The organism is Aeromonas sp. sia0103 (assembly GCF_963895295.1).
In the GTDB taxonomy this organism is placed as follows: Bacteria; Pseudomonadota; Gammaproteobacteria; order Enterobacterales; family Aeromonadaceae; genus Aeromonas; species Aeromonas encheleia.
This window is the reverse complement of record NZ_CAWQKG010000001.1, coordinates 100,061-122,178: the sequence shown is the minus strand read 5'-3', so window position 1 is coordinate 122,178 and position 22,118 is coordinate 100,061. Positions and strand designations below refer to the sequence as shown.

Genomic DNA, 22,118 nt, shown 5'->3' with positions numbered 1-22,118 from the left:
AGTTGAGGCAGTTGAGGCAGTTGAGGCAGTTGAGGCAGTTGAGGCAGTTGAGGCAGTTGAGGCAGTTGAGGCAGTTGAGGCAGTTGAGGCAGTTGAGGCAGTATAAGATTCCCTTAAAAGAAAAGCCGGGACAAGCCCGGCTTTTTCTTTATCACTCAGCAGCTGCTTCAGCAGCGGCCGGGCGGTCTACCAGCTCAATGTAAGCCATAGGGGCGTTGTCGCCTGCACGGAAACCGCATTTCAGAATGCGAGTATAACCGCCGGCGCGCTCCAGGTAGCGCGGGCCCAGTTCATTGAACAGCTTAGCCACGATCGCGTTATCGCGAGTACGGGCAAATGCCAGGCGACGATTAGCAACGCTATCAGTCTTGGCAAGGGTGATCAGCGGTTCAACTACACGACGCAGCTCTTTTGCCTTAGGCAGAGTCGTCTTGATGATCTCATGACGAACCAGGGAGCTGGCCATGTTGCGGAACATAGCCTGACGATGGCTACTGTTCCGGTTCAGTTGACGACCACTCAAACGATGGCGCATGACCTTATCCTTCTAACTAAATCTGTGAAACCCGTAATCTGGATTACTCGTCAGCGATGCTGGCGGGCGGCCAATTCTCGAGGCGCATGCCAAGAGACAGACCACGGGAGGCCAACACGTCCTTGATCTCAGTCAGGGACTTCTTACCGAGGTTAGGAGTCTTAAGTAACTCAACTTCGGTACGCTGTACCAGATCACCAATATAGTGGATAGCTTCTGCCTTCAGACAGTTCGCAGAACGAACTGTCAGCTCCAAATCATCGACAGGACGCAGCAGAATCGGATCAAACTCGGGTTTCTCTTCTTTCTTCTCGGGCACGCTGACATCGCGCAGATCCACGAAGGCTTCCAGTTGCTCTGCCAGAATAGTGGCAGAACGACGGATGGCTTCTTCAGGATCCAGAGTACCATTGGTCTCCATGTCGATAACCAGCTTGTCCAAGTCGGTACGCTGTTCCACGCGTGCTGCCTCAACATTGTAGGCAATACGAACGATGGGGCTGAACGCGGAGTCCAGCAGCAGGCGACCAATAGGACGCTCTTCATCATCGTTGTGAACACGAGCAGAAGCAGGCACATAACCACGACCGCGCTGAACTTTCAGGCGCATGCTGATTTCAGCATTGGCACCTGTCAGGTGGCAGATTACGTGCTCCGGGTTTACGATCTCGACTTCATCACCGTGAGTGATATCACCAGCGGTAACGGGGCCTGTTCCAGACTTGGTCAGGGACAGAGTTACCTCGTCCTTGCCTTCCAGCTTCACAGCGATACCTTTCAGGTTGAGCAGGATTTCAAGAATGTCTTCCTGTACACCTTCTTTGCTGCTGTACTCGTGCAGTACTCCGTCAATTTCGACTTCAGTAACCGCACAACCGGGCATAGATGACAGCAAAATACGACGCAGGGCATTACCCAGCGTGTGGCCAAAGCCACGCTCAAGCGGCTCGAGAGTCACTTTCGCATGAGTCGGGCTAACTTGCTCGATGTCAACTAGCCGCGGTTTAAGAAAATCTGTTACAGAACCCAGCATTGTGTCCTCTCTTTAGAAGCTAGCTTTACTTGGAGTAAAGCTCGACGATCAGCTGTTCGTTAATGTCGGCAGACAGGTCGGAACGCTCTGGCAGGCGCTTGAAGGCACCTTCCATCTTCGCGGTGTCAACCTCTACCCAAGTCGGCTTCTCACGCTGACCAGCAACTTCCAAGGAAGCTTTGATACGCGCTTGCTTCTTAGCCTTCTCACGAACGCAGATCACGTCCTCAGGGGATACCTGGAAAGAAGGAACATTCACAACGCGGCCGTTTACCATGATGGCTTTGTGGCTCACCAGCTGACGAGATTCAGCACGGGTAGCGCCGAAGCCCATACGGTAGACGACGTTGTCCAGACGACCTTCCAGCAGCTGCAACAGGTTTTCACCGGTGTTACCCTTTTGACGGGCAGCATCGCGGTAGTAGTTGCGGAACTGTTTTTCCAATACGCCGTAGATACGACGAACTTTTTGTTTCTCGCGCAGTTGCACACCGTAGTCAGACAGACGCGCTTTACGCGCACCGTGTTGACCTGGAACGGTGTCAATCTTGCACTTAGAATCAATCGCACGAACACCAGACTTCAGGAAGAGGTCGGTGCCCTCACGACGGCTAAGCTTAAGCTTAGGACCGATATATCTTGCCATCTTCTTTCTCCAACAATCCTAGACCAAGTAGCTACAGCGTTATACGCGGCGCTTCTTGGGAGGACGACAACCGTTGTGCGGGATCGGAGTCACATCAGTAATATTAGTGATGCGGAAACCAGCCGCGTTCAGAGCGCGGATGGAAGACTCACGACCGGGACCCGGACCTTTGACCATGACTTCCAGGTTCTTCACGCCGTATTCTTTGGCGATCTCACCAGCACGCTCAGCAGCTACCTGGGCAGCAAACGGAGTGGACTTACGGGAACCACGGAAACCGGAACCACCAGAGGTAGCCCAAGACAGAGCATTGCCCTGACGGTCAGTAATGGTCACGATTGTGTTGTTGAAAGATGCATGAACGTGTGCAATACCGTCGCTCACTTGCTTTTTAACGCGCTTGCGAGCACGAGTCGGAGTTTTAGCCATTTTCTACCTTCCCGTTACTTCTTGATAGCCTTGCGCGGACCCTTACGGGTACGAGCGTTGGTCTTGGTACGTTGACCACGAACAGGCAGGCTACGACGGTGACGCAAACCACGGTAGCAACCCAGATCCATCAAGCGTTTGATGTTCATGGAAATCTGACGACGCAAGTCACCTTCAACGGTGAATTTACCTACTTGCTCGCGCAGACTTTCGATCTGAGCTTCGTCCAAGTCTTTAATTTTCACATTCTCAGCAATACCGGCTGCGGCACAGATGGCCTTGGAGCGGGTACGACCGACGCCATAAATCGCAGTCAACGCAATGACTGCATGCTTATGGTCAGGAATGTTAATGCCAGCGATACGGGCCACTGTTCACTCCTACGTAGCGTAGATAACGACCACCACAAAGCCCGTGAGCGGATACGTGGCGGTCAACCAATACACAACAAAAGTTGGCTGGCTATAATAGCCAGCACAACTATTTGTTGCAAGTACTAACCGTAAAAATTAGCCTTGGCGCTGTTTATGCTTTGGCTCGCTGCAAATCACACGCACCACACCGTGACGCTTGATGATTTTGCAGTTACGGCAGATTGCCTTAACGGAAGCACGAACTTTCATTGCTTAACTCCGTAACTACGCCGACCTTTAGCGGCCGTAGCCCTTCAGGTTGGCCTTCCTCAGGACGTCGCCATATTGATGAGACATCATATGGGTTTGTACCTGAGCCATGAAGTCCATGATAACTACCACGATAATCAGCAGCGAAGTGCCACCGAAGTAGAACTGTACGTTCCAAGCAGTCATCAAGAACTGGGGTACCAGACAGATAAAGGTGATATAGAGCGCACCTGCCAATGTCAGGCGAGTCATAACCTTATCGATGTAACGTGCTGTCTGCTCGCCCGGGCGGATCCCCGGGATAAAGGCTCCACTCTTCTTCAAGTTATCTGCTGTCTCGCGGGGGTTGAACACCAGCGCGGTATAGAAGAAGCAGAAGAAGATAATGGCTGCTGCATAGAGCATCTCATACAAGGGTTGACCCGGCTGCAGGACCATAGAGACCTGCTGCAGAACGTCAGCTACCTTGCCCTCGCCCTGACCAAACCAAGAGGTAATGGTCCCTGGGAAGAGGATGATGCTGGATGCGAAAATCGCAGGAATCACACCGGCCATATTTACTTTCAATGGCAGGTGTGTGCTTTGCGCGGCGAATACCTGGCGGCCTTGTTGACGCTTGGCGTAGTTCACGACGATACGACGCTGACCACGTTCCACGAACACCACAAAGTAAGTCACTGCGAAAACAATCAAGCCCAGCAACAACAACAGCAGGATGTGCAATTCCCCTTGACGTGCCTGTTCGGCCGTAGCGCCAATGGCATGAGGCAGACCAGCAACGATACCCGTGAAAATAATCAACGAGATACCATTACCAATCCCACGCTCGGTAATCTGTTCACCCAACCACATCAAGAACATGGTACCGGTGACCAGACTCACAACGGCCGTGAAATAGAAGCCCAAACCCGGATGAGTCACGAGTCCCTGCATCATATTCGGCAGACCGGTTGCAATACCAATGGCCTGGAAAGTTCCCAAAACCAGCGTGCCCCAACGGGTATATTGGCTAATCTTGCGACGGCCGGATTCACCTTCTTTCTTGAGTTCAGCAAGAGCGGGGTGAACCACAGTCAGCAGCTGGATAATGATCGACGCCGAAATGTACGGCATGATCCCCAGTGCAAGAATAGAAGCACGCGAGAGTGCACCACCACTGAACATGTTAAACATCTCAATGATGGTGCCCTTCTGTTGTTGGAACAACTCGGCCAGTACGGCGGCGTCAATACCAGGAATAGGCACATAAGAGCCTGCACGGAAAACGATAATCGCCCCGAGAACGAAGAGCAGACGGCTCTTCAGTTCACTCAGACCACCCTGTGCTTTAACATCCAATCCTGGTTTCTTAGCCATTGTACTGATTATTCCTCGATTTTACCGCCAGCGGCCTCGATGGCTGCACGTGCACCTTTGGTGACGGACAGACCACGAACGGTCACAGCACGGTCAATGTTGCCAGATAGAACAACTTTAGCGAAAACGATGTTCTTAGTAACAACACCGGCTTGCTTCAGAGTGCTCAAATCGACCACATCACCTTCTACCAGGGCCAGTTCGTTCAGACGCACTTCGGCAGATACCAAAGATTTGCGAGAGAAGAAACCGAACTTCGGCAGACGGATTTTCAAAGGCATCTGACCACCTTCGAAACCGTTGCGGACTTTACCGCCACCGGAACGAGAGGTTTGGCCTTTCACACCACGACCACCAGTCTTGCCCAGACCTGAACCGATACCACGGCCCGGACGGTGCTTAGCAGACTTGGAACCTGGGGCCGGAGACAGAGTATTCAGACGCATGCTTAGCCCTCCACCTTAACCATGTAATAAACCTGGTTGATCATACCGCGTACGCAAGGAGTATCTTCCAGCTCGACGGTGTGACCTATGCGACGCAGACCCAGACCACGCAGAGTCGCCTTATGCTTTGGCAGACGGCCGATAGAGCTGCGAGTTTGAGTTACTTTTACAGTGTTAGCCATGTCGCATTACCCCAGAATTTCTTCAACGCGCAGACCACGCTTGGCAGCGATCTGAGCCGGGGATTGACCCTGCACCAGAGCGTCGACAGTTGCGCGAACAACGTTGATTGGGTTGGTGGAACCGTAGGTCTTAGCCAGCACGTTGTGGATACCAGCAACTTCCAGCACAGCACGCATGGCGCCGCCTGCAATGATACCAGTACCTTGTGAGGCCGGCTTCATGAACACGGTGGAGCCAGAGTGAACACCACGCACCGGATGGTGCAGAGTGCCATTGTTCAGCTCAACTTTGCTCAGGTTACGCTTAGCCTGTTCCATTGCCTTTTGAATGGCAGCTGGAACTTCACGGGCTTTACCGTAACCGTAACCTACACGGCCGTTACCATCACCCACCACGGTCAACGCGGTGAAGGACATGATACGACCACCTTTAACAGTTTTCGAAACACGGTTTACTGCAATCAGCTTTTCTTGCAGTTCGCCGGCTTGAGATTCGACTTTAGCCATCTTCGACTCCTAGCTTAGAACTGAAGACCAGCGTCACGAGCAGCGGTAGCCAGAGCGGCTACACGACCGTGATACTTGAAACCGGAACGATCGAAAGATACGTTCTGAACGCCTTTGGCAATAGCACGCTCAGCGATTGCTTTACCTACTGCGGTAGCTGCATCAGCATTACCGGAGTATTTAAGAGCTTCACTGATGGCTTTCTCTACTGTAGAAGCAGAGGCCAGAACTTCGGAACCGTTGGCTGCGATAACCTGCGCGTAGATATGACGCGGGGTACGGTGAACAACCAGACGGGTCGCTCCCAGTTCCTGCATCTTCTTCCGAGCACGAGTAGCACGACGGAGACGAGCTGCTTTCTTGTCCATAGTGTTACCTTACTTCTTCTTAGCTTCTTTAGTACGCACTTGCTCGTTGGCATAGCGTACACCCTTGCCCTTGTAGGGCTCCGGAGCGCGGTAAGAACGGATATCGGCGGCGACTTGGCCAACCAGCTGCTTGTCCACACCACGGAGAACGATCTCAGTAGCGGTCGGGCATTCAGCGGTGACACCAGCCGGCAGCGCATGCTCTACCGGGTGAGAGAAGCCCAGAGCCAGCGCGACAGCATTGCCCTTGATGGAGGCTTTGTAACCTACACCAACCAGCTGCAGCTTACGCTCGAAGCCTTGGGTAACACCGATTACCATGTTGTTAGCCAATGCACGTGCAGTACCGGCCTGAGCGTCAGCACCAGCGATGCCGTCGCGCGGGGCGAACTTCAGTACATTGTCTTCTTTGGTCACTTCTACACCGGCGTGGATGGAACGAACCAGAGAACCTTTACCACCTTTGATGGACAGTTCCTGACCGTTCAGAGTCACCTCTACGCCAGCAGGAATAGTGACGGGTGCCTTAGCAACGCGAGACATTTCCGACCTCCTATTAAGCGACGTAGCAGATGATCTCACCACCCATGCTTGCCTTGCGGGCAGCACGGTCGGTCATCACACCTTTAGACGTGGACACGATAGCAACACCGAGACCGCCCATAACTTTCGGCAGATCAGTAGTGCGCTTGTAAATACGCAGGCCGGGACGGCTCACGCGTTGGATCAGTTCTACAACCGGCTTGCCCTGGAAATATTTCAGTTCAATTTCCAGTTCCGGCTTCACATCACCTGCTACGGAGTAGCCAGCGATGTAACCTTCTTCTTTCAGCACTTTGGCAATAGCCACTTTCAGCTTGGAAGAAGGCATGGAAACCGCAACTTTGCTCGCCGCTTGACCGTTACGGATGCGGGTCAGCATGTCCGCGATCGGATCTTGCATGCTCATAGTCTAACTCCCGAGATTCTTACCAAGAGGCCTTTTTGAGACCTGGAATTTCGCCCTTCATGGCATGCTCACGCACCTTGATGCGGGACAGACCAAACTTGCGCAGGAAACCGTGCGGACGACCAGTAATATTGCAACGGTTACGCTGGCGGGACGGACTGGAATCACGGGGCAGCTGTTGCAGTTGCAAGACAGCATCCCAACGCGCTTCTTCAGAAGCGTTCATATCAACAATGACAGCTTTCAGCTCGGTTCGCTTAGTGGCGAACTTGGCTACCAGCTTCGCACGCTTTGCTTCACGTGCTTTCATGGATGTTTTAGCCATAACCCTAACCTTACTTGCGGAATGGGAAGTTAAAGGCAGCCAGCAGAGCACGGCCTTCTTCATCGGTATTCGCGGAAGTGGTGATGGTGATATCCAGACCACGGACGCGATCGACTTTGTCATAGTCGATTTCCGGGAAGATGATTTGCTCACGCACGCCCATGGAGTAGTTACCACGACCATCGAACGCTTTAGCGTTCAGGCCACGGAAGTCACGGATACGCGGTACGGAGATGCAAATCAGCCGTTCCAGGAACTCCCACATACGCTCGCCACGCAGGGTTACTTTACAACCTATCGGGTAGCCTTCACGAATCTTGAAGCCCGCAACAGATTTGCGAGCTTTGGTGATCAGTGGCTTCTGACCGGAAATGGCAGCCATATCGGCAGCAGCATTTTCCAGCAGTTTCTTGTCAGAAATCGCCTCACCAACACCCATGTTCAGGGTGATTTTCTCGATCCGAGGGACTTGCATGATCGTCTTGTAACCGAACTGCTTTGACAGTTCTTTTGCTACATCGGATCTGTAGTAATCATGCAGTTTCGCCATCGTTAAACTCCAATTACTTCACAAGTTCGCCGGTAGATTTGAAGAAACGAACTTTTTTGCCGTCTTCAATCCGGAAACCAACGCGATCAGCCTTGCCAGTGGCAGAGTTGAACAGCGCTACGTTTGAAACATCGATCGGGGCTTCTTTGGTGATGATACCGCCAGCCTGACCCAAAGCGGGTACCGGCTTCTGGTGTTTCTTCACCTGGTTGATGCCTTCCACGAGAACCTTACCTTTAGCGATCAGAACTTGAGTGACTTTGCCACGCTTGCCCTTGTCTTTGCCGGTAAGAACAATCACTTCGTCTTCGCGACGGATTTTAGCTGCCATCGTTCGACTCCTTACAGTACTTCGGGTGCCAGGGACACAATCTTCATGAACTTCTCATTACGGAGTTCACGGGTCACCGGGCCAAAAATACGAGTACCGATTGGCTGTTGGTTGCCGTTAAGCAAAACAGCCGCATTGTTGTCGAAACGGATGACAGAGCCGTCCGGACGACGAACGCCTTTACGGGTGCGTACGACCACCGCGTTATACACATCACCTTTCTTCACTTTACCGCGAGGAATAGCTTCCTTGATGGAAACCTTGATGATGTCGCCGATGCCGGCGTAACGGCGGTGCGAGCCACCCAGAACCTTAATACACATTACACTGCGAGCGCCGGAGTTGTCGGCTACACCCAGCATACTTTGCATCTGGATCATTTTAGTGCTCCGCTTTGTTTACTTCTTATCCCTTCCGGGATCTGGCTGCCTTCAAAAGGCGCGAAACTATAACACAGCTTCTTTTGAAAAGATAGCCTAAAAAACAAACGGCCCCGAAGGGGGGCCGTTTGGGCAAAAAATGACCATTAGGCCTTTTCTACGACAGCAACCAGGGTCCAGGACTTGGTCTTGGACAGCGGGCGGCATTCGCGGATTTCCACGAGGTCACCAGCTTTACACTCGTTGTTTTCGTCATGTACGTGCAGCTTGGTAGTGCGCTTGATGATCTTACCGTAGATCGGGTGCTTTACCTTGCGCTCGATAGCGACGGTGATGGACTTGTCCATCTTGTCGCTAATTACACGACCTTGCAGAGTACGGATTTTGTCAGTCATTACGCACCTGCCTTCTCTGTCAGTACAGTCTTAATACGTGCGACGTCACGACGCACTTGTTTCAGAGTGTGAGTCTGAGCCAGCTGGCCGGTGGATGCTTGCATGCGCATGTTGAATTGCTCACGCAGCAGACCCAGCAGCTCCTGGTTCAGTTCATCGACGCTCTTTTGACGCAGATCTTGGGCTTTCATCACATCACCGTCTTAATTACGAAAGTGGTCTGAACGGACAGCTTGGCAGCGGCCAGGGCGAAGGCTTCACGAGCCAGAGCCTCAGGAACACCATCCATCTCGTACAGAACCTTGCCAGGTTGGATCGGGCATACCCAGTATTCGACGTTACCCTTACCTTTACCCATACGAACTTCGAGGGGCTTTTCGGTAATCGGCTTGTCCGGGAACACACGGATCCAGATCTTACCCTGACGCTTAACGTGACGGGTCATGGCACGACGGGCTGCTTCGATTTGACGAGCAGTCAGTTGACCACGGGTAGTCGCCTTCAGGCCAAAGGTACCGAAGGAAACTTCGTTACCAGAGTTGGCCAGACCGCGGTTACGACCTTTGTGGGTCTTGCGGAATTTAGTACGCTTTGGTTGCAACATTTACCGAATCTCCTTACTTAGCAGCGCGGCGCTTGTTGTCACGCTTGGGCTTTGCAGGAGCTTGCTCTTGAGCAGCGGCAGCATTGACTGCAGCCAGACCGCCCAGAACTTCGCCCTTGAAGATCCAAACTTTGACGCCGATCACACCGTAAGTGGTGTGGGCTTCAGAAGTTGCGTAGTCGATGTCGGCACGCAGGGTGTGCAAAGGCACACGACCTTCACGGTACCATTCGGTACGCGCGATTTCAGCGCCGCCCAGACGACCGGACACTTCCACTTTGATGCCCTTGGCACCCAGGCGCATGGCGTTCTGTACGGCGCGCTTCATAGCACGACGGAACATTACGCGACGTTCCAGCTGGGAAGTGATGCTGTCGGCAACGAGTTTGCCATCCAGCTCCGGCTTGCGGACTTCGGAAATGTTGATCTGAGCAGGCACGCCAGCAATGACGGCGACGGCTTTGCGCAGTTTCTCAACGTCTTCGCCTTTCTTACCGATCACAACACCCGGACGAGCGGTGTGAATGGTCACACGGATGCTCTTGGCCGGACGCTCGATGGTGATCTTGGACAAGGACGCGTTTTTCAGCTCCTTGGTCAGGAACTGGCGTACTTGAAAATCGCTGTACAGGTTGTCAGCGAAGTCTTTGGTGTTCGCGAACCAGGTAGAATTCCAAGGCTTGGTAATACCCAGGCGAATGCCATTAGGATGTACTTTCTGACCCATTGCTTATCTCCCAGCCTTAGCGTCGGATACCACTACAGTGATGTGAGCGGTACGCTTGAGGATACGATCCGCGCGACCTTTGGCACGAGGACGGATGCGCTTCATGGAGGGACCTTCGTCGACCATGATAGTAGCAACACGCAGGGCGTCGATGTCGGCGCCTTCGTTGTGCTCAGCGTTTGCAATGGCAGATTCCAGCACTTTCTTCACCAGAACAGCAGCCTTTTTCGGGCTGAAGGTCAGGAGAGTCAGAGCCTTGTCTACGGACAGACCACGTACTTGATCGGCTACCAGACGAGCTTTCTGGGCAGAAGTACGGGCATAACGGTGTTTAGCGATAGCTTCCATCATTTATCCCTTAGCGCTTCTTAGCCTTCTTATCAGCAGCATGGCCGCGATAAGTACGAGTCGGTGCGAATTCACCCAGTTTGTGACCGATCATTTCTTCGGTAACGAAAACCGGAACGTGCTGACGACCATTATGGACAGCGATGGTCAAACCGATCATATTCGGGATGATCATTGAACGACGGGACCAGGTCTTAACCGGCTTTTTATCCCCGCTTTCCACCGCTTTCTCTACCTTCTTCAGCAAGTGCAGGTCAATAAAAGGACCCTTCTTGAGAGAACGTGGCATGGTGATTCCTCTATGTTAACAATTACTTGTTACGACGACGTACGATGTACTTGTCGGTACGCTTGTTCTTACGGGTCTTGAAGCCTTTAGCCTTCTGGCCCCATGGGGACACAGGCTGCATGCCTTTGTTACGACCCTCACCACCACCGTGCGGGTGATCAACCGGGTTCATCGCCATACCGCGAACGGTCGGACGAATACCACGCCAGCGGTTTGCACCGGCTTTACCCAGTTGACGCAGCATGTGCTCGGAGTTACCGACTTCACCGATGGTAGCGCGGCACTCGGCCAGAACTTTACGTACTTCGCCGGAACGCAGACGCAGAGTTACATAGTTACCATCACGCGCCAGGATCTGGATGAAAGTACCAGCGGAACGAGCCAGCTGGGCACCTTTACCAGGTTTCATCTCTACGGCGTGAACGGTAGAACCGACCGGGATGTTGCGCATCGGCAGGGTGTTACCCACCTTGATTGCAGCATCAACACCAGAAGCGATAGCGTCACCAGCTTTCAGGCCTTTCGGCGCCAGGATGTAACGACGCTCACCGTCTGCATACAACACCAGAGCGATGTTAGCGGTACGGTTAGGATCGTATTCCAGGCGTTCTACTTTGGCCGGGATACCGTCTTTGTCGCGCTTGAAGTCGACGATACGGTAGTGTTGCTTGTGACCACCACCGATATGACGGGTAGTGATACGGCCGTTGTTGTTACGACCACCGGACTTGCTTTTGCTGTCCAGCAGAGCGGCGAAGGGCTTACCCTTGTACAGCTCTTGATTGACGATCTTAACGACGTGGCGGCGGCCCGGAGAAGTAGGCTTGCACTTAACGATTGCCATTTTTCAGAACTCCTCTTACTCGGCTGCGCCCATGAAGTCGATGTCCTGACCAGCTTTCAGGGTCACATAAGCCTTTTTCCAATCGGAACGACGGCCTACACGCGCACCTGAGCGCTTGGTTTTACCCTTCATGTTCAGGGTACGGACGGTCTCAACTTCGACCTCGAACAGTTTCGCAACTGCAGCTTTGACTTCCGCCTTGGTGGCATCAACAGCAATCTTGAACACGATAGTGTTCTGCTTTTCTGCGACCATGGTGCTCTTTTCAGAGATATGCGGAGCCTTCAGAACTTTCAACAAACGCTCTTCGCGGATCATGCCAGCATCTCCTCGATTTGCTTAACTGCATCAGCAGTCATCAGAATCTTGTCGAAAGCGATCAGGCTGACCGGGTCGATACCGGCAACGTCACGCACGTCAACTTTGTACAGGTTGCGAGCAGCCAGGAACAGGTTCTCATCGACTTCAGCAGTCACGATCAGAACGTCAGTCAGTTCCATCTCTTTCAGCTTGGCGATCAGTTCTTTGGTCTTCGGCGCTTCGATGCCGAATTTCTCAACAACGATCAGGCGCTCTTGACGTACCAGCTCGGACAGGATGCTACGGATAGCGCCGCGGTACATCTTCTTGTTAACTTTTTGGCTGTGATCTTGCGGCTTAGCAGCAAAAGTCACACCACCGGAACGCCAAATGGGCGAACGGATGGAGCCAGCACGGGCACGACCAGTACCCTTCTGACGCCACGGCTTTTTGCCGCCACCAGACACTTCAGAGCGAGTCAGCTGCGCACGAGTACCCTGACGGGCACCTGCGGCATATGCAACGACGACCTGGTGAACCAGAGCTTCGTTGAATTCGCGCCCGAAGGTAGTCTCGGAAACTTCAAGAGCGCTCTTGGCGTCTTTCATTACCAATTCCATTACTATCTCCTCAGACGTTACGCTTTGACGGCAGGTTTGACGATCACGTTGCCGTTGGTTGCACCCGGTACTGCACCTTTGATGAGCAGCAGGTTACGTTCAGCGTCAACACGAACCAGTTCCAGGTTCTGAGTCGTTACACGCTCAGCACCCATGTGACCAGCCATCTTTTTGCCCTTGAATACACGACCCGGAGTCTGGTTCTGACCGATAGAACCCGGAGCGCGGTGAGACAAGGAGTTACCGTGGGTCATATCCTGGGTGCGGAAGTTGTGGCGCTTTACAGTGCCCGCAAAACCTTTACCCTTGGATGTGCCAGTAACGTCTACCATCTTAACGTCAGCGAGAAGATCTACTTTCAGCTCGCTACCAACAGTGAAAGTTTCACCGTTGTTCAGGCGGAATTCCCACAGACCGCGACCGGCTTCGACACCAGCTTTGGCGAAGTGGCCAGCTTCCGGCTTGGTTACACGGCTGGCTTTTTTGGCGCCAGTGGTAACTTGAATAGCGTTGTAGCCGTCGGTTTCTACAGATTTGACCTGAGTTACACGGTTAGCTTCAACTTCGATAACAGTCACCGGGATAGAAACGCCATCTTCAGTGAAGATGCGAGTCATACCCACTTTGCGACCTACAAGACCGATTGTCATTGTTATCAACCTCTTTCCGTAATTAACCCAGGCTGATCTGGACGTCTACACCGGCTGCCAGATCCAGACGCATCAGGGCGTCTACGGTCTTGTCAGTCGGCTCAACGATGTCTACCAGACGCTTGTGAGTGCGGATCTCGTACTGATCACGCGCATCTTTGTTGACGTGCGGGGAGATCAGGACGGTGAAGCGCTCTTTGCGAGTCGGCAGCGGGATAGGACCGCGAACCTGCGCGCCAGTGCGCTTTGCAGTTTCAACGATTTCCGCTGTGGATTGATCGATCAGGCGATGATCAAAAGCCTTCAGGCGAATACGGATTCTTTGGTTCTGCATTGACAGAGCTCCAATAGATAAAAGAACATAAATCGACACCGCCCGACCGAGATTACTCCCGCCAGAGGTGCGATTTTTCACGTTTCCTCCCATATCGGGAGGACTGTATCGCTGGCGACTCGTAAACGGGAAGCTCAGCAGCAGACCAATCGTCTGGCTTACCTCATGGGTAAGCGGAGGGGATTATACGGATTTTTTCAATTCGCGCAAGGGAGGGCGGACAGATAGTGCGCAACTTTGTGTGGCGGATGGATCTCGCTGACGATCCCCTGCCCGCCTACCGCAAACCGGTAACGACAATGTTGCAAACAGGCTGATAGACTGCGCCCTTGCCTCTGTCAGCGGAACGACCCCGATGCTCAAAGATCAGAAAAAAGCCTACCAATATGGACTCTGCGCCGTCGCCCTCTGGTCGACGGTGGCCACCGCCTTCAAGATCTCCCTCGCCTACTTCGAGCCGGTGCAGCTGCTGCTCGTGGCGGCCCTGACCTCGACCCTGACTCTCGGCGCTATCGTTGCCAAACAGGGCAAGCTGTCGCTGCTGCGGAGCTATATCAAGGAGCGTCCATTCTACTATCTGGCATTGGGGGTGCTGAATCCCTTCCTCTATTACCTGCTGCTGTTCAAGGCCTATGATCTGCTGCCCGCCCAGCAGGCACAGACCCTCAACTACACCTGGGCCATCACCCTCAGTCTGCTGGCCGTCCCCTTCCTCGGCCAGAAGCTGCGCCGCCGCGACGGGGTCGCCATAGTGCTGGGTTACTTCGGCGCCCTGGTGATCGCCACCAAGGGGGATGTGTTCGGCCTGCAGTTCGACAGCCCGCTCGGGGTGACGCTGGCACTGGTGTCGACCCTGATCTGGGCCGGCTACTGGATCCTCAACACCCGCAACCAGGGCGATCCCGTGGTCAGCCTGCTGCTCGGCTTCCTCATCAGCCTGCCGTTTATCGTCGTGGCGACCTGGCTGCTCTCCGACTTTGCCATGACCGCCTGGCAGGGTTGGGCCGGCGCCATCTATGTCGGCCTGTTCGAGATGGGGTTCGGCTTCGTGCTCTGGTTGATGGCCCTGCGCCACGCCACCAACACGGCGCCCATCAGCAACCTCATCTTCATCTCGCCCTTCGCCTCCCTGGTGCTGCTCAACCTGCTGATAGGCGAGACCATACACCCGGCGACCCCCATAGGGCTGGCCCTGATAGTGGCGGCCCTGCTCATTCAGCAGCTGAAATACGGCAAGCGCTACCGCAAGACGAGCGAACCCCAGGCCTGACAATGCAAAAGGGGCGCATCCATCGATGCGCCCCTTCTCAATCCATCCACTCCAGCGGCTGGTGCTTGGGCAACCGGATCTCCACCAGCAGGCCCCCCAGCTCCGAGTCTCCCAGCCGTATGGTGCCGTGGTGCTGAGACACTATCTTGGCGACGATCGCCAGCCCCAGCCCGCTGCCACCGCCGGTGCGCGCCACGTTGCCCTGGGTAAAGGGCTTGAGGACCCGGGAGTGATCCTGAGCCGGAATGCCGGGGCCGTCGTCCGACAGCCGCAGCCGCACCCAGTGACCGTCATCTTTCAATTCCACCTGCAACCGGCTCGCCCCATAGCGCCGCGAGTTGCCCGACAGGTTGTTGAGGATGCGGCGAAGGCTGATGGGGTTGCAGGCCACCCGCACCGCCTGCTCCGGCAAGACCAGCTCCAGCTCCAGCCCCTGATCGGTCTGCATCAGCAGGGCATCGTGGATCAGCTGGGTCAGATCGATCTGCTGGGTGTCCAGCCCCTCGTCCGGGCGTATGTAGTCGATGAACTGATCGATGATGCCGTTGGATTCGTCGATGTCCGCGTTGATGCTCTCCCGCAAGTACTCGTCTCCGGACGACATCATCTCGGTCGCCAGCCGGATGCGGGTCAAGGGGGTGCGCAGATCGTGGGAGACCCCGGCCATCATCAGGTTGCGCTCCTCGATCAGCCGCTTGATGGAGCTCGACATGTGGTTGAAGGTGCGGGTCAGCCGGCGCACCTCCCGCGAGCCTCGTTCCCCCAGCGCATCGGGGAAGTTGCCGCGCGCCACCGCCACGGCGCCCGCCTCCAGATCCTCCAGCGGACGCACCAGCTGGCGGGCGAAGCGCCAGGCGGCAAACAGGGTCACCACCAGCAGCACGCTCATGTAGATGATCAGCGGCTCGATGTCGTCATCCTCGATCTCGGTCAGCGGGATCCGCACCCATATCTGGCTGGCATGGGGCGGCTGGATCCAGATGATGTAGTGATCCTGGATCTCGACCCGCACCTTGGTCGGCCCCTTCAGCTCGCGGCTGATGTTCTCTTCCAGATAGGCGTAGGGTTTGGAGTCGTTGAGCCCGTGCTGCTCCGCTTCGCTCTGGGTATAGATGTCGCTGCCGGTGGCCACATAGACCAGCGCCTCGGCATCTTCGCTCAACGCCAGCTGCTTGCTGTCGATGGGGAAGATCAGCTTGACCTGATTGGCCAGCAGGTGGCTGATCTGCTTGACGGTGGGCGACAGCAGATAGTTATAGAAGGTGACATAGGAGACAAACTGATAGACCACCAACACGGCAGCCAGGAACCAGAGCATGCGGGAGAACATGCTGCTCACTTTCTTCATGCGCCATCACCGTCCGGCACAAACACATAACCCAGACCCCAGACGGTCTGCAGGTAACGGGGCTGGGCCGGGTCCTGCTCCAGCAGGCGGCGCAGGCGGGACACCTGCACGTCTATGCTGCGCTCGGTCGCGGTGTACTCGCGGCCCCGGGCCAGGTTCATCAGCTTGTCACGGGAGAGCGGCTCGCGGGGGTGGCTCACCAGCACCTTGAGCACCGCAAACTCGCCGCTGGTCAGGGCGACAGGGTCGCCGTCGCGGCTCAGCTCGCGGGTCGCCAGGTTGAGTTGATGAGCGCCGAAGCTCACCACCTTCTCGGCGGAAGAGGGGGCGCCGGGCAGCTCGACGGTGTGGCGCCGTAGCACGGCGCGGATCCGGGCCAGCAGCTCGCGAGGGTTGAACGGCTTGGGCAGGTAGTCATCGGCCCCCATCTCGAGCCCGACGATGCGATCCACCTCGTCCCCCCTGGCGGTGAGCATCAACACAGGGATCTGGTTGCCCGCCTCGCGCAGGCGGCGGCAGATGGAGAGTCCATCCTCCCCCGGCAGCATCAGATCCAGCACCATCAGGCTGAAGTTCTCACGGGTGAGCAGCCGATCGGCCTGCTCACCGTTGGCGACGCCCCGCACCATGAACCCCTGCTCGGTGAGGTAACGCTCCAGCAGGGAGCGTAATTTCAGATCGTCGTCGACCACCAGGACCTTGTATTGCTGACTCATCGCTGCCTCTTCTCTCTCTCTCTCTTCTGCCCCAATACTAGGGCTCCCCCCGGCAACGACAAAGCATAAATATGTTACCGGTTATTACCCTCATCCCGGGAACCACGGGGGATGGCACTCGCGCTGGACGAGCTTGTGGCACCTTTTTGCTCGACAGCCAGACGCCAATGGCTAAGATCCCGGGCAGCACAATGCAACCCGCCACGCTGGCGCAAGGGATTGATAAGCTCATGAAAACCAAACTCATCACCCGCGAAGGCTACAACAGACTCCGGCAGGAGCACGACACCCTGTGGCGCGAAGAGCGGCCCGAGGTCACCAAGAAGGTGGCCTGGGCGGCTAGCCTGGGGGATCGCAGCGAGAACGCCGACTACCAGTACAACAAGAAGCGGCTGCGGGAGATCGATCGGCGGGTGCGTTACCTGCGCAAGTGCCTGGAGGAGCTGACCATAGTCGATTATGCCCCGTCCCAGGAGGGCAAGGTGTTCTTCGGCGCCTGGGTCGAGGTGGAGAGTGAAGAGGGAGAGACCAAGCGCTTTCGCATCGTCGGCTATGACGAGATCTTCGGTCGCAAGGATTACATCTCCATCGACTCCCCCATGGCCCGCGCCCTGCTCAAGAAGGAGGTGGGGGATGAGGCCATAGTGCGCACCCCCGTCGGTGACGCCTGCTGGTATGTCAACGAGATCAGCTATCCCAAGTAAGCACCCGCCAGGGGCCAACCCCCACAGGGCCCGAGTGCGCCGCCCGGCTCGGGTCCTGCCGTTCACAAACGCTATTCGATATAACTGGCCCCGTCCCACCCCGCAGGTCAACTCCTGACCTGCTCGCATGGCCCGGGGTGGCATCCCCCGCGCCGACCCCATATAGTGCTCACATTTGGCGCCTCGACGCCCAGACCCGACCACAGGGACCCCAGATGCACAGCCATGTAATTGAGAGACAGATTGCCGGTGAGCTGAATGCCCGCCCGGAACAGGTGCAGGCCGCCGTGCGCCTGCTGGATGAGGGCTCGACCGTGCCCTTTATCGCCCGTTATCGCAAGGAGGTGACCGGCGGTCTGGACGACAGTCAGCTGCGTACCCTGGAGAGCCGCCTCGGCTATCTGCGTGAACTGGAAGATCGCCGCCAGGTGATCATTCGCTCCATCGAGGAGCAGGGCAAGCTGACCCCCGAGCTGGCGCGCGAGCTGAACGGTGCCGACAGCAAGACCCGGCTCGAAGATCTCTATCTCCCCTACAAGCCCAAACGTCGCACCAAGGGGCAGATGGCCATCGAAGCAGGGCTGGAGCCGCTGGCCAATCTGCTGCTCACCGACCCCATGCAGGATCCGGAGCAGGAGGCGGCCCGCTTCCTCAATGCCGAGCAGGGAATAAACGACAGCAAGGCCGCCCTCGACGGCGCCCGCTACATACTGATGGAGCGCTTCGCCGAGCAGGCCGATCTGCTGGAGAAGCTGCGGGACTACCTGTGGCAAAACGCCACCCTGCGCGCACGGGTGGTGGCGGGCAAGGAGCAGGAAGGGGCCAAGTTCAAGGACTACTTCGAACACGATGAGCCGCTGCACAAGGCCCCCTCCCACCGGGTGCTGGCCATGCTGCGTGGCCGCAACGAAGGGGTGCTCAACCTGGCGCTGGTGACCGGCGACGACGAGAGCGCCAGCCCCTGCGAGGGCATCATCACCCATCACCTCAGGCTGAACCTGCAGGGCCGGCCGGCCGACAAGTGGCTGCAGGGGGTAGTGAGCTGGACCTGGAAGATCAAACTCTCGCTGCAGATGGAGACCGAGCTCATCGGCCGCATCCGCGAGAGTGCCGAGGAAGAGGCGATCAAGGTGTTCGCCATGAACCTGCAGGATCTGCTGATGGCGGCGCCGGCCGGTATGCGCTGCACCATGGGGCTGGATCCGGGCATCCGTACCGGGGTCAAGGTGGCCGTGGTCGATGCCACCGGCAAGCTGGTCGATCACGCGACCATCTACCCGTTCGAACCCAAGAAGCAGGTCGATCAGAGCCTCAGGACCCTGAGCGAGCTGTGCCAGAAGCACAAGGTCGAGCTCATCAGCATCGGCAACGGCACCGCCTCGCGGGAGACCGACCGGCTGGTGAGCGATCTGTTCGAGCGCTATCCCGCCGCCAAGGCGCAGAAAATCGTGGTGAGCGAAGCCGGCGCCTCCGTCTACTCCGCCTCCGAGCTCGCCTCCCAGGAGTTCCCGGATCTCGACGTCTCCATCCGCGGTGCCGTCTCCATCGCCCGCCGGCTGCAGGATCCCCTGGCCGAGCTGGTCAAGATCGATCCCAAGAGCATAGGCGTGGGTCAATACCAGCACGATGTGGGTCAGAGCCAGCTGGCGCGCCGGCTGGACGCCGTGGTCGAGGATTGCGTGAACGCGGTGGGGGTGGATGTGAACACCGCCTCGGTCGCCCTGCTCAACCGGGTCTCCGGCCTCTCCCAGACCCTGGCCCAGAACATAGTCGCCTACAGAGACGACAACGGCGCCTTCCACAACCGCCAGCAGTTGCTCAAGGTGAGCCGGCTCGGCCCCAAGGCGTTCGAGCAGTGCGCCGGCTTCCTGCGCATTCGCGGCGGCAGCAACCCGCTGGACGGCTCGGCGGTGCACCCGGAATCCTATCCCGTGGTGGAGCGGATCCTGGCGCAACTCCAGCAGCAAGTGGAGAGCCTGCTCGGCAACGGCAGCCTGCTGCGCGGCCTGAGGGCCGCCGACTACACAGATGAGCGATTCGGGGTCCCCACGGTCACCGACATCATAGGTGAACTGGACAAGCCGGGCCGTGACCCGCGCCCCGAGTTCAAGACCGCCACCTTCAAGGACGGGGTGGAGAAGATCAGCGACCTGGTGCCCGAGATGGTGCTGGAGGGCGTGGTCACCAACGTCACCAACTTCGGCGCCTTCGTCGACATCGGCGTGCATCAGGACGGGCTGGTGCACATCTCCTCCCTGACCGATCGCTTCATCAAGGATCCCCGCGAGGTGGTCAAGGCGGGCGACATAGTGCGGGTCAAGGTGCTGGAGGTGGATGCCCCGCGCAAGCGGATCAGCCTCACCATGCGCCTCAATGAGAAAGCCGGCGAGAAGAGTGGGCAGCAGGCCCGCAAACCAGCCGAGCCGCGTCAAACGATGGGCGCGCCCAAGGCGAGAAGCGAGCCGAGGCCGGCCAATCCCATCGGGGGGGCCATGGGCAACGCCTTCGCCGCCGCCCTCTCCAAGAACAAGAAATAGCCGACCAGCACGATGAAAAAGCCCCGAAAGGGGCTTTTTCATGGGTCTTCGCCAAGGCTGAGGAGTCACAGGCCATCGAGGTTGCCCTGCACTGACAGTAGGCGACTTAGATATCCAGGCTGAAGCTCTGACGGGGGGCTGGCCTGACCGCCTGCCGATAGTGCTGGGCGATGATCTGATTGCGTCTGTCCATATAGGCACCGAGCGGGCCGGATGCACCGCTGGCAGGCTCGACCTCCATCAGCTCCCTGCGGGCCTGCGCCTGCTTGAGCGTGGCGGTGCGGGCCACGCTCAGATCCTGGGAGGAGGGCTCGGCCGGTGCCAGGGCGGCGGCGCGCACCTGCTCATGCTGGCGCATCTCACGACCCCGCTCCACCCGCTGCTGTTGCTTCTGTTGCTCCTGCTGGCCTGACTCCTGCTGCCTGCGCTTCCCGTCTTCATCGGTGGCGTCGACAAAGCGCTGGGGCGCCGCCGTCGGGCTGGCTGGCGTACTCTCACGGGAGGATTGGGCAGCGGGGTTGGCCTGGGCGGCCCTGGACTGGTCTTTCTGGGAGGCCACGCCGGACTCGGCAGCGGAGGCCTCGCCCTGGCGCGCCTGGGGTACGAGTTCGGTGCGGCGATTGTCAGTCTGTGCCGATTCCGTCTGCGGGTGCAGCTGATTGGGAATCATCGGCGGCAGACCGACGTTGATGTTCATCTCACACCCTGATGTCGATCAGGGTACCCAGCATGTCGCTGGCGGTCTGGATCACCTTGCCGGAGGTGCCGGCCTGCAGCTCGGCCACCTTGAGGGTGACCAGCTCGTCCGGCAGCTCCACCCGATCGCCGACCGGCGTATTGAGGCGGGCGATCTGGCCGGATGCCTGCTCGGCGAGCAGTTCCGCCCGCTGGAATCCCTGTACTCCCGTCGTCATGGCGGAATCGATACGCATCATCTTGCTCCTCTGACTGTTGACTGATTATTCACCACCCAGAGGAATTATTGAAGCCTGCCGCTCGCTTTTCAGCCGATGAACTCCCGCACCATGGCGATGAACTGCGCCGGATGAGAGATGAAGGGGGCATGGGAGGCCTTGTCCAGCACCAGGCTGCGGCTATGGGGATAGCGCTCGTCCAGCAGCGGGATGGCCGCCTTGGGCACCAGCGAATCCAGCCGGCCGTAGATGCGCAGCCAAGGCAGGCTGAGCGTGGTCAACTCATCCCGCAGATCGACGTCGGCCAGCAGGCCGAGGCCGGCCTCCAGCGCGGCAAGCTGGGGCGCTGGGCGCTCCGCCAGCCAGTGGCGCAGCTGGCGGATGTCATCCCTGGCGTGCTCGCTGCCCATGGCCTGGATCGCCAGGAAGCGCTCTATGGTCTGCTTGAAGTCCCCCGCCAGCATCTGGTTGAAGCCGGCCAGCACCTTGGGCGCGATGCCGGGCCACTCATCCCGCGCCATGAAGCAGGGCGAACTGGCAACCGTGATCAGGGATTGCACCCGCTCAGGATGAGTCAGCGCCAACTGGCTCGCCACCAGGCCGCCGAGGGACCAGCCGAGCAGATGGCAACGCTCCGGCAATACGCTGGCCACCTGCTCTGCCAGCCAGGGCAGGGAATAGTCACTCCCGTCGTTCAGAGGACTGTTGCCGAAGCCGGGCAGATCCACCAGATGCACCCGATAATGGTCCGCCAGCTGCTGGGCTATGCCGTGCCAGACAGCGCCATTCATGCCCCAGCCATGCAACAACACCAGATCCGGCCCCTGGCCAAACCGCTCAACCGATATGCTCATCTAG

General features: G+C 57.1%; 36 protein-coding genes. 3 read left to right on the top strand and 33 right to left on the bottom strand.

Annotation, left to right across the window (positions count from 1 at the left end):
* Positions 1-151: 151 nt before the first annotated feature.
* From rplQ to rpsJ, 28 genes are all read right to left on the bottom strand, one after another.
* The gene (gene rplQ / locus AACW18_RS00645; protein WP_005307999.1) at positions 152-535 is read right to left on the bottom strand and encodes a 50S ribosomal protein L17; all 384 of its coding nucleotides are present in this window, start codon (positions 533-535) and stop codon (positions 152-154) included.
* Positions 536-578: 43 nt separating this feature from the next.
* Positions 579-1,568 (bottom strand): DNA-directed RNA polymerase subunit alpha, encoded by a 990-nt coding sequence (locus AACW18_RS00640; RefSeq protein ID WP_005307997.1) that lies wholly within the window; start codon positions 1,566-1,568, stop codon positions 579-581.
* A gap of 25 nt (positions 1,569-1,593) precedes the next feature.
* The gene (rpsD, locus tag AACW18_RS00635; protein ID WP_033130015.1) at positions 1,594-2,214 is read right to left on the bottom strand and encodes a 30S ribosomal protein S4; all 621 of its coding nucleotides are present in this window, start codon (positions 2,212-2,214) and stop codon (positions 1,594-1,596) included.
* 39 nt (positions 2,215-2,253) lie between these two features.
* On the bottom strand, positions 2,254-2,643 hold the full coding sequence (gene rpsK / locus AACW18_RS00630; RefSeq protein ID WP_005319702.1) for a 30S ribosomal protein S11: 390 nt from the start codon (positions 2,641-2,643) through the stop codon (positions 2,254-2,256).
* A gap of 14 nt (positions 2,644-2,657) precedes the next feature.
* Positions 2,658-3,014, bottom strand: a complete 357-nt coding sequence (gene rpsM, locus AACW18_RS00625) for a 30S ribosomal protein S13 (protein ID WP_005307991.1) — start codon at positions 3,012-3,014, stop codon at positions 2,658-2,660.
* Positions 3,015-3,152: 138 nt separating this feature from the next.
* Positions 3,153-3,266, bottom strand: coding sequence for a 50S ribosomal protein L36 (rpmJ, locus tag AACW18_RS00620; RefSeq protein ID WP_005319705.1), 114 nt, complete (start codon positions 3,264-3,266; stop codon positions 3,153-3,155).
* Between the two features lie 27 nt (positions 3,267-3,293).
* Entirely contained in the window at positions 3,294-4,622 is a 1,329-nt protein-coding gene (secY, locus tag AACW18_RS00615) for a preprotein translocase subunit SecY (protein WP_042652867.1), read from the bottom strand.
* 8 nt (positions 4,623-4,630) lie between these two features.
* Entirely contained in the window at positions 4,631-5,068 is a 438-nt protein-coding gene (gene rplO / locus AACW18_RS00610) for a 50S ribosomal protein L15 (protein ID WP_042652868.1), read from the bottom strand.
* A gap of 2 nt (positions 5,069-5,070) precedes the next feature.
* The gene (gene rpmD / locus AACW18_RS00605) at positions 5,071-5,250 is read right to left on the bottom strand and encodes a 50S ribosomal protein L30 (RefSeq protein ID WP_005307985.1); all 180 of its coding nucleotides are present in this window, start codon (positions 5,248-5,250) and stop codon (positions 5,071-5,073) included.
* A 6-nt stretch (positions 5,251-5,256) separates the two neighbouring features.
* Positions 5,257-5,757 (bottom strand): 30S ribosomal protein S5, encoded by a 501-nt coding sequence (rpsE, locus tag AACW18_RS00600; protein WP_042010196.1) that lies wholly within the window; start codon positions 5,755-5,757, stop codon positions 5,257-5,259.
* Between the two features lie 14 nt (positions 5,758-5,771).
* Complete coding sequence (gene rplR / locus AACW18_RS00595) at positions 5,772-6,125, bottom strand: 50S ribosomal protein L18 (RefSeq protein ID WP_005319717.1); 354 nt, start codon at positions 6,123-6,125, stop codon at positions 5,772-5,774.
* 9 nt (positions 6,126-6,134) lie between these two features.
* Positions 6,135-6,668: a 50S ribosomal protein L6 gene (rplF, locus tag AACW18_RS00590; protein ID WP_005319720.1), complete on the bottom strand. Its 534-nt coding sequence runs from the start codon at positions 6,666-6,668 to the stop codon at positions 6,135-6,137.
* Between the two features lie 13 nt (positions 6,669-6,681).
* Positions 6,682-7,074: a 30S ribosomal protein S8 gene (rpsH, locus tag AACW18_RS00585; protein ID WP_005307980.1), complete on the bottom strand. Its 393-nt coding sequence runs from the start codon at positions 7,072-7,074 to the stop codon at positions 6,682-6,684.
* Positions 7,075-7,093: 19 nt separating this feature from the next.
* Complete coding sequence (rpsN, locus tag AACW18_RS00580) at positions 7,094-7,399, bottom strand: 30S ribosomal protein S14 (RefSeq protein ID WP_042652870.1); 306 nt, start codon at positions 7,397-7,399, stop codon at positions 7,094-7,096.
* A 10-nt stretch (positions 7,400-7,409) separates the two neighbouring features.
* On the bottom strand, positions 7,410-7,949 hold the full coding sequence (gene rplE, locus AACW18_RS00575) for a 50S ribosomal protein L5 (RefSeq protein ID WP_042652871.1): 540 nt from the start codon (positions 7,947-7,949) through the stop codon (positions 7,410-7,412).
* A gap of 13 nt (positions 7,950-7,962) precedes the next feature.
* Positions 7,963-8,280 carry a 50S ribosomal protein L24 gene (rplX, locus tag AACW18_RS00570; protein WP_042652872.1) on the bottom strand — a complete coding sequence of 106 codons (318 nt, stop codon included), beginning with the start codon at positions 8,278-8,280 and terminating at the stop codon, positions 7,963-7,965.
* Positions 8,281-8,291: 11 nt separating this feature from the next.
* Positions 8,292-8,660 carry a 50S ribosomal protein L14 gene (rplN, locus tag AACW18_RS00565; RefSeq protein ID WP_005890908.1) on the bottom strand — a complete coding sequence of 123 codons (369 nt, stop codon included), beginning with the start codon at positions 8,658-8,660 and terminating at the stop codon, positions 8,292-8,294.
* 146 nt (positions 8,661-8,806) lie between these two features.
* Positions 8,807-9,055 carry a 30S ribosomal protein S17 gene (gene rpsQ, locus AACW18_RS00560; protein ID WP_005307966.1) on the bottom strand — a complete coding sequence of 83 codons (249 nt, stop codon included), beginning with the start codon at positions 9,053-9,055 and terminating at the stop codon, positions 8,807-8,809.
* Positions 9,055-9,246: a 50S ribosomal protein L29 gene (rpmC, locus tag AACW18_RS00555; RefSeq protein WP_005319733.1), complete on the bottom strand. Its 192-nt coding sequence runs from the start codon at positions 9,244-9,246 to the stop codon at positions 9,055-9,057. Before rpmC ends, rpsQ begins: the two co-directional genes overlap by 1 nt.
* Positions 9,246-9,659, bottom strand: a complete 414-nt coding sequence (gene rplP / locus AACW18_RS00550; RefSeq protein ID WP_033130009.1) for a 50S ribosomal protein L16 — start codon at positions 9,657-9,659, stop codon at positions 9,246-9,248. Before rplP ends, rpmC begins: the two co-directional genes overlap by 1 nt.
* 13 nt (positions 9,660-9,672) lie before the next feature.
* The gene (rpsC, locus tag AACW18_RS00545; protein ID WP_033130008.1) at positions 9,673-10,386 is read right to left on the bottom strand and encodes a 30S ribosomal protein S3; all 714 of its coding nucleotides are present in this window, start codon (positions 10,384-10,386) and stop codon (positions 9,673-9,675) included.
* 3 nt (positions 10,387-10,389) lie between these two features.
* On the bottom strand, positions 10,390-10,734 hold the full coding sequence (rplV, locus tag AACW18_RS00540) for a 50S ribosomal protein L22 (RefSeq protein WP_005890899.1): 345 nt from the start codon (positions 10,732-10,734) through the stop codon (positions 10,390-10,392).
* Positions 10,735-10,744: 10 nt separating this feature from the next.
* Positions 10,745-11,023 (bottom strand): 30S ribosomal protein S19, encoded by a 279-nt coding sequence (gene rpsS, locus AACW18_RS00535; RefSeq protein ID WP_005307960.1) that lies wholly within the window; start codon positions 11,021-11,023, stop codon positions 10,745-10,747.
* A 22-nt stretch (positions 11,024-11,045) separates the two neighbouring features.
* A complete protein-coding gene (gene rplB, locus AACW18_RS00530) occupies positions 11,046-11,867 on the bottom strand; it encodes a 50S ribosomal protein L2 (RefSeq protein WP_042652873.1) in 822 nt (273 codons plus the stop codon).
* Positions 11,868-11,882: 15 nt separating this feature from the next.
* Positions 11,883-12,185: a 50S ribosomal protein L23 gene (gene rplW, locus AACW18_RS00525; protein WP_005319747.1), complete on the bottom strand. Its 303-nt coding sequence runs from the start codon at positions 12,183-12,185 to the stop codon at positions 11,883-11,885.
* Positions 12,182-12,787, bottom strand: coding sequence for a 50S ribosomal protein L4 (gene rplD / locus AACW18_RS00520; RefSeq protein ID WP_025325386.1), 606 nt, complete (start codon positions 12,785-12,787; stop codon positions 12,182-12,184). Before rplD ends, rplW begins: the two co-directional genes overlap by 4 nt.
* A 17-nt stretch (positions 12,788-12,804) precedes the next feature.
* A complete protein-coding gene (rplC, locus tag AACW18_RS00515) occupies positions 12,805-13,437 on the bottom strand; it encodes a 50S ribosomal protein L3 (protein ID WP_005319753.1) in 633 nt (210 codons plus the stop codon).
* Between the two features lie 22 nt (positions 13,438-13,459).
* Complete coding sequence (gene rpsJ / locus AACW18_RS00510; RefSeq protein ID WP_005307944.1) at positions 13,460-13,771, bottom strand: 30S ribosomal protein S10; 312 nt, start codon at positions 13,769-13,771, stop codon at positions 13,460-13,462.
* Positions 13,772-14,126: 355 nt separating this feature from the next.
* On the opposite strand from rpsJ, the gene AACW18_RS00505 reads away from it, so the two are divergent.
* Positions 14,127-15,041, top strand: coding sequence for a DMT family transporter (locus AACW18_RS00505; RefSeq protein WP_042652874.1), 915 nt, complete (start codon positions 14,127-14,129; stop codon positions 15,039-15,041).
* A gap of 37 nt (positions 15,042-15,078) precedes the next feature.
* On the opposite strand, the gene envZ is transcribed toward AACW18_RS00505, so the two are convergent.
* The gene (envZ, locus tag AACW18_RS00500; protein WP_042652875.1) at positions 15,079-16,389 is read right to left on the bottom strand and encodes a two-component system sensor histidine kinase EnvZ; all 1,311 of its coding nucleotides are present in this window, start codon (positions 16,387-16,389) and stop codon (positions 15,079-15,081) included.
* Positions 16,386-17,105, bottom strand: a complete 720-nt coding sequence (gene ompR, locus AACW18_RS00495) for an osmolarity response regulator transcription factor OmpR (protein WP_218389854.1) — start codon at positions 17,103-17,105, stop codon at positions 16,386-16,388. Before ompR ends, envZ begins: the two co-directional genes overlap by 4 nt.
* A gap of 230 nt (positions 17,106-17,335) precedes the next feature.
* Between ompR and greB the strand changes: the two genes are divergently transcribed.
* The gene (gene greB / locus AACW18_RS00490) at positions 17,336-17,809 is read left to right on the top strand and encodes a transcription elongation factor GreB (protein ID WP_218292535.1); all 474 of its coding nucleotides are present in this window, start codon (positions 17,336-17,338) and stop codon (positions 17,807-17,809) included.
* A 215-nt stretch (positions 17,810-18,024) separates the two neighbouring features.
* Positions 18,025-20,346, top strand: a complete 2,322-nt coding sequence (locus AACW18_RS00485) for a Tex family protein (RefSeq protein ID WP_218389853.1) — start codon at positions 18,025-18,027, stop codon at positions 20,344-20,346.
* 106 nt (positions 20,347-20,452) lie between these two features.
* Here AACW18_RS00485 and AACW18_RS00480 read toward each other — a convergent pair whose 3' ends face one another.
* The 3 genes from AACW18_RS00480 to bioH form a co-directional block, all read right to left on the bottom strand.
* Complete coding sequence (locus tag AACW18_RS00480) at positions 20,453-21,043, bottom strand: hypothetical protein (protein ID WP_218389852.1); 591 nt, start codon at positions 21,041-21,043, stop codon at positions 20,453-20,455.
* Position 21,044: 1 nt separating this feature from the next.
* Complete coding sequence (locus tag AACW18_RS00475; protein ID WP_218389851.1) at positions 21,045-21,278, bottom strand: flagellar biosynthesis protein FlgE; 234 nt, start codon at positions 21,276-21,278, stop codon at positions 21,045-21,047.
* A gap of 71 nt (positions 21,279-21,349) precedes the next feature.
* Positions 21,350-22,114, bottom strand: coding sequence for a pimeloyl-ACP methyl ester esterase BioH (gene bioH / locus AACW18_RS00470; protein WP_218389850.1), 765 nt, complete (start codon positions 22,112-22,114; stop codon positions 21,350-21,352).
* Positions 22,115-22,118: the final 4 nt, after the last annotated feature.

Excerpts from the sequence above, each read along its gene's own strand:
- rplP (WP_033130009.1), bottom strand. The coding sequence starts at position 9,659 with ATGTTGCAACCAAAGCGTACTAAATTCCGCAAGACCCACAAAGGTCGT.
- AACW18_RS00485 (WP_218389853.1), top strand. The coding sequence starts at position 18,025 with ATGCACAGCCATGTAATTGAGAGACAGATTGCCGGTGAGCTGAATGCC.
- rplF (WP_005319720.1), bottom strand. The coding sequence starts at position 6,668 with ATGTCTCGCGTTGCTAAGGCACCCGTCACTATTCCTGCTGGCGTAGAG.
- AACW18_RS00475 (WP_218389851.1), bottom strand. The coding sequence starts at position 21,278 with ATGCGTATCGATTCCGCCATGACGACGGGAGTACAGGGATTCCAGCGG.
- rplQ (WP_005307999.1), bottom strand. The coding sequence starts at position 535 with ATGCGCCATCGTTTGAGTGGTCGTCAACTGAACCGGAACAGTAGCCAT.
- bioH (WP_218389850.1), bottom strand. The coding sequence starts at position 22,114 with ATGAGCATATCGGTTGAGCGGTTTGGCCAGGGGCCGGATCTGGTGTTG.
- rpsS (WP_005307960.1), bottom strand. The coding sequence starts at position 11,023 with ATGCCACGTTCTCTCAAGAAGGGTCCTTTTATTGACCTGCACTTGCTG.
- AACW18_RS00640 (WP_005307997.1), bottom strand. The coding sequence starts at position 1,568 with ATGCTGGGTTCTGTAACAGATTTTCTTAAACCGCGGCTAGTTGACATC.
- rpsH (WP_005307980.1), bottom strand. The coding sequence starts at position 7,074 with ATGAGCATGCAAGATCCGATCGCGGACATGCTGACCCGCATCCGTAAC.
- rpsQ (WP_005307966.1), bottom strand. The coding sequence starts at position 9,055 with ATGACTGACAAAATCCGTACTCTGCAAGGTCGTGTAATTAGCGACAAG.
- rplN (WP_005890908.1), bottom strand. The coding sequence starts at position 8,660 with ATGATCCAGATGCAAAGTATGCTGGGTGTAGCCGACAACTCCGGCGCT.
- rplR (WP_005319717.1), bottom strand. The coding sequence starts at position 6,125 with ATGGACAAGAAAGCAGCTCGTCTCCGTCGTGCTACTCGTGCTCGGAAG.
- ompR (WP_218389854.1), bottom strand. The coding sequence starts at position 17,105 with ATGAGTCAGCAATACAAGGTCCTGGTGGTCGACGACGATCTGAAATTA.
- rpsK (WP_005319702.1), bottom strand. The coding sequence starts at position 2,643 with ATGGCTAAAACTCCGACTCGTGCTCGCAAGCGCGTTAAAAAGCAAGTG.
- rpsN (WP_042652870.1), bottom strand. The coding sequence starts at position 7,399 with ATGGCTAAAACATCCATGAAAGCACGTGAAGCAAAGCGTGCGAAGCTG.
- greB (WP_218292535.1), top strand. The coding sequence starts at position 17,336 with ATGAAAACCAAACTCATCACCCGCGAAGGCTACAACAGACTCCGGCAG.
- rplV (WP_005890899.1), bottom strand. The coding sequence starts at position 10,734 with ATGGAAGCTATCGCTAAACACCGTTATGCCCGTACTTCTGCCCAGAAA.
- rpmC (WP_005319733.1), bottom strand. The coding sequence starts at position 9,246 with ATGAAAGCCCAAGATCTGCGTCAAAAGAGCGTCGATGAACTGAACCAG.
- rplX (WP_042652872.1), bottom strand. The coding sequence starts at position 8,280 with ATGGCAGCTAAAATCCGTCGCGAAGACGAAGTGATTGTTCTTACCGGC.
- rplD (WP_025325386.1), bottom strand. The coding sequence starts at position 12,787 with ATGGAATTGGTAATGAAAGACGCCAAGAGCGCTCTTGAAGTTTCCGAG.
- rplC (WP_005319753.1), bottom strand. The coding sequence starts at position 13,437 with ATGACAATCGGTCTTGTAGGTCGCAAAGTGGGTATGACTCGCATCTTC.
- rpmD (WP_005307985.1), bottom strand. The coding sequence starts at position 5,250 with ATGGCTAACACTGTAAAAGTAACTCAAACTCGCAGCTCTATCGGCCGT.
- envZ (WP_042652875.1), bottom strand. The coding sequence starts at position 16,389 with ATGAAGAAAGTGAGCAGCATGTTCTCCCGCATGCTCTGGTTCCTGGCT.
- AACW18_RS00480 (WP_218389852.1), bottom strand. The coding sequence starts at position 21,043 with ATGAACATCAACGTCGGTCTGCCGCCGATGATTCCCAATCAGCTGCAC.
- secY (WP_042652867.1), bottom strand. The coding sequence starts at position 4,622 with ATGGCTAAGAAACCAGGATTGGATGTTAAAGCACAGGGTGGTCTGAGT.
- rpsJ (WP_005307944.1), bottom strand. The coding sequence starts at position 13,771 with ATGCAGAACCAAAGAATCCGTATTCGCCTGAAGGCTTTTGATCATCGC.
- AACW18_RS00505 (WP_042652874.1), top strand. The coding sequence starts at position 14,127 with ATGCTCAAAGATCAGAAAAAAGCCTACCAATATGGACTCTGCGCCGTC.
- rpmJ (WP_005319705.1), bottom strand. The coding sequence starts at position 3,266 with ATGAAAGTTCGTGCTTCCGTTAAGGCAATCTGCCGTAACTGCAAAATC.
- rpsD (WP_033130015.1), bottom strand. The coding sequence starts at position 2,214 with ATGGCAAGATATATCGGTCCTAAGCTTAAGCTTAGCCGTCGTGAGGGC.
- rplW (WP_005319747.1), bottom strand. The coding sequence starts at position 12,185 with ATGATCCGCGAAGAGCGTTTGTTGAAAGTTCTGAAGGCTCCGCATATC.
- rplE (WP_042652871.1), bottom strand. The coding sequence starts at position 7,949 with ATGGCGAAACTGCATGATTACTACAGATCCGATGTAGCAAAAGAACTG.
- rpsE (WP_042010196.1), bottom strand. The coding sequence starts at position 5,757 with ATGGCTAAAGTCGAATCTCAAGCCGGCGAACTGCAAGAAAAGCTGATT.
- rpsC (WP_033130008.1), bottom strand. The coding sequence starts at position 10,386 with ATGGGTCAGAAAGTACATCCTAATGGCATTCGCCTGGGTATTACCAAG.
- rplO (WP_042652868.1), bottom strand. The coding sequence starts at position 5,068 with ATGCGTCTGAATACTCTGTCTCCGGCCCCAGGTTCCAAGTCTGCTAAG.
- rplB (WP_042652873.1), bottom strand. The coding sequence starts at position 11,867 with ATGGCAATCGTTAAGTGCAAGCCTACTTCTCCGGGCCGCCGCCACGTC.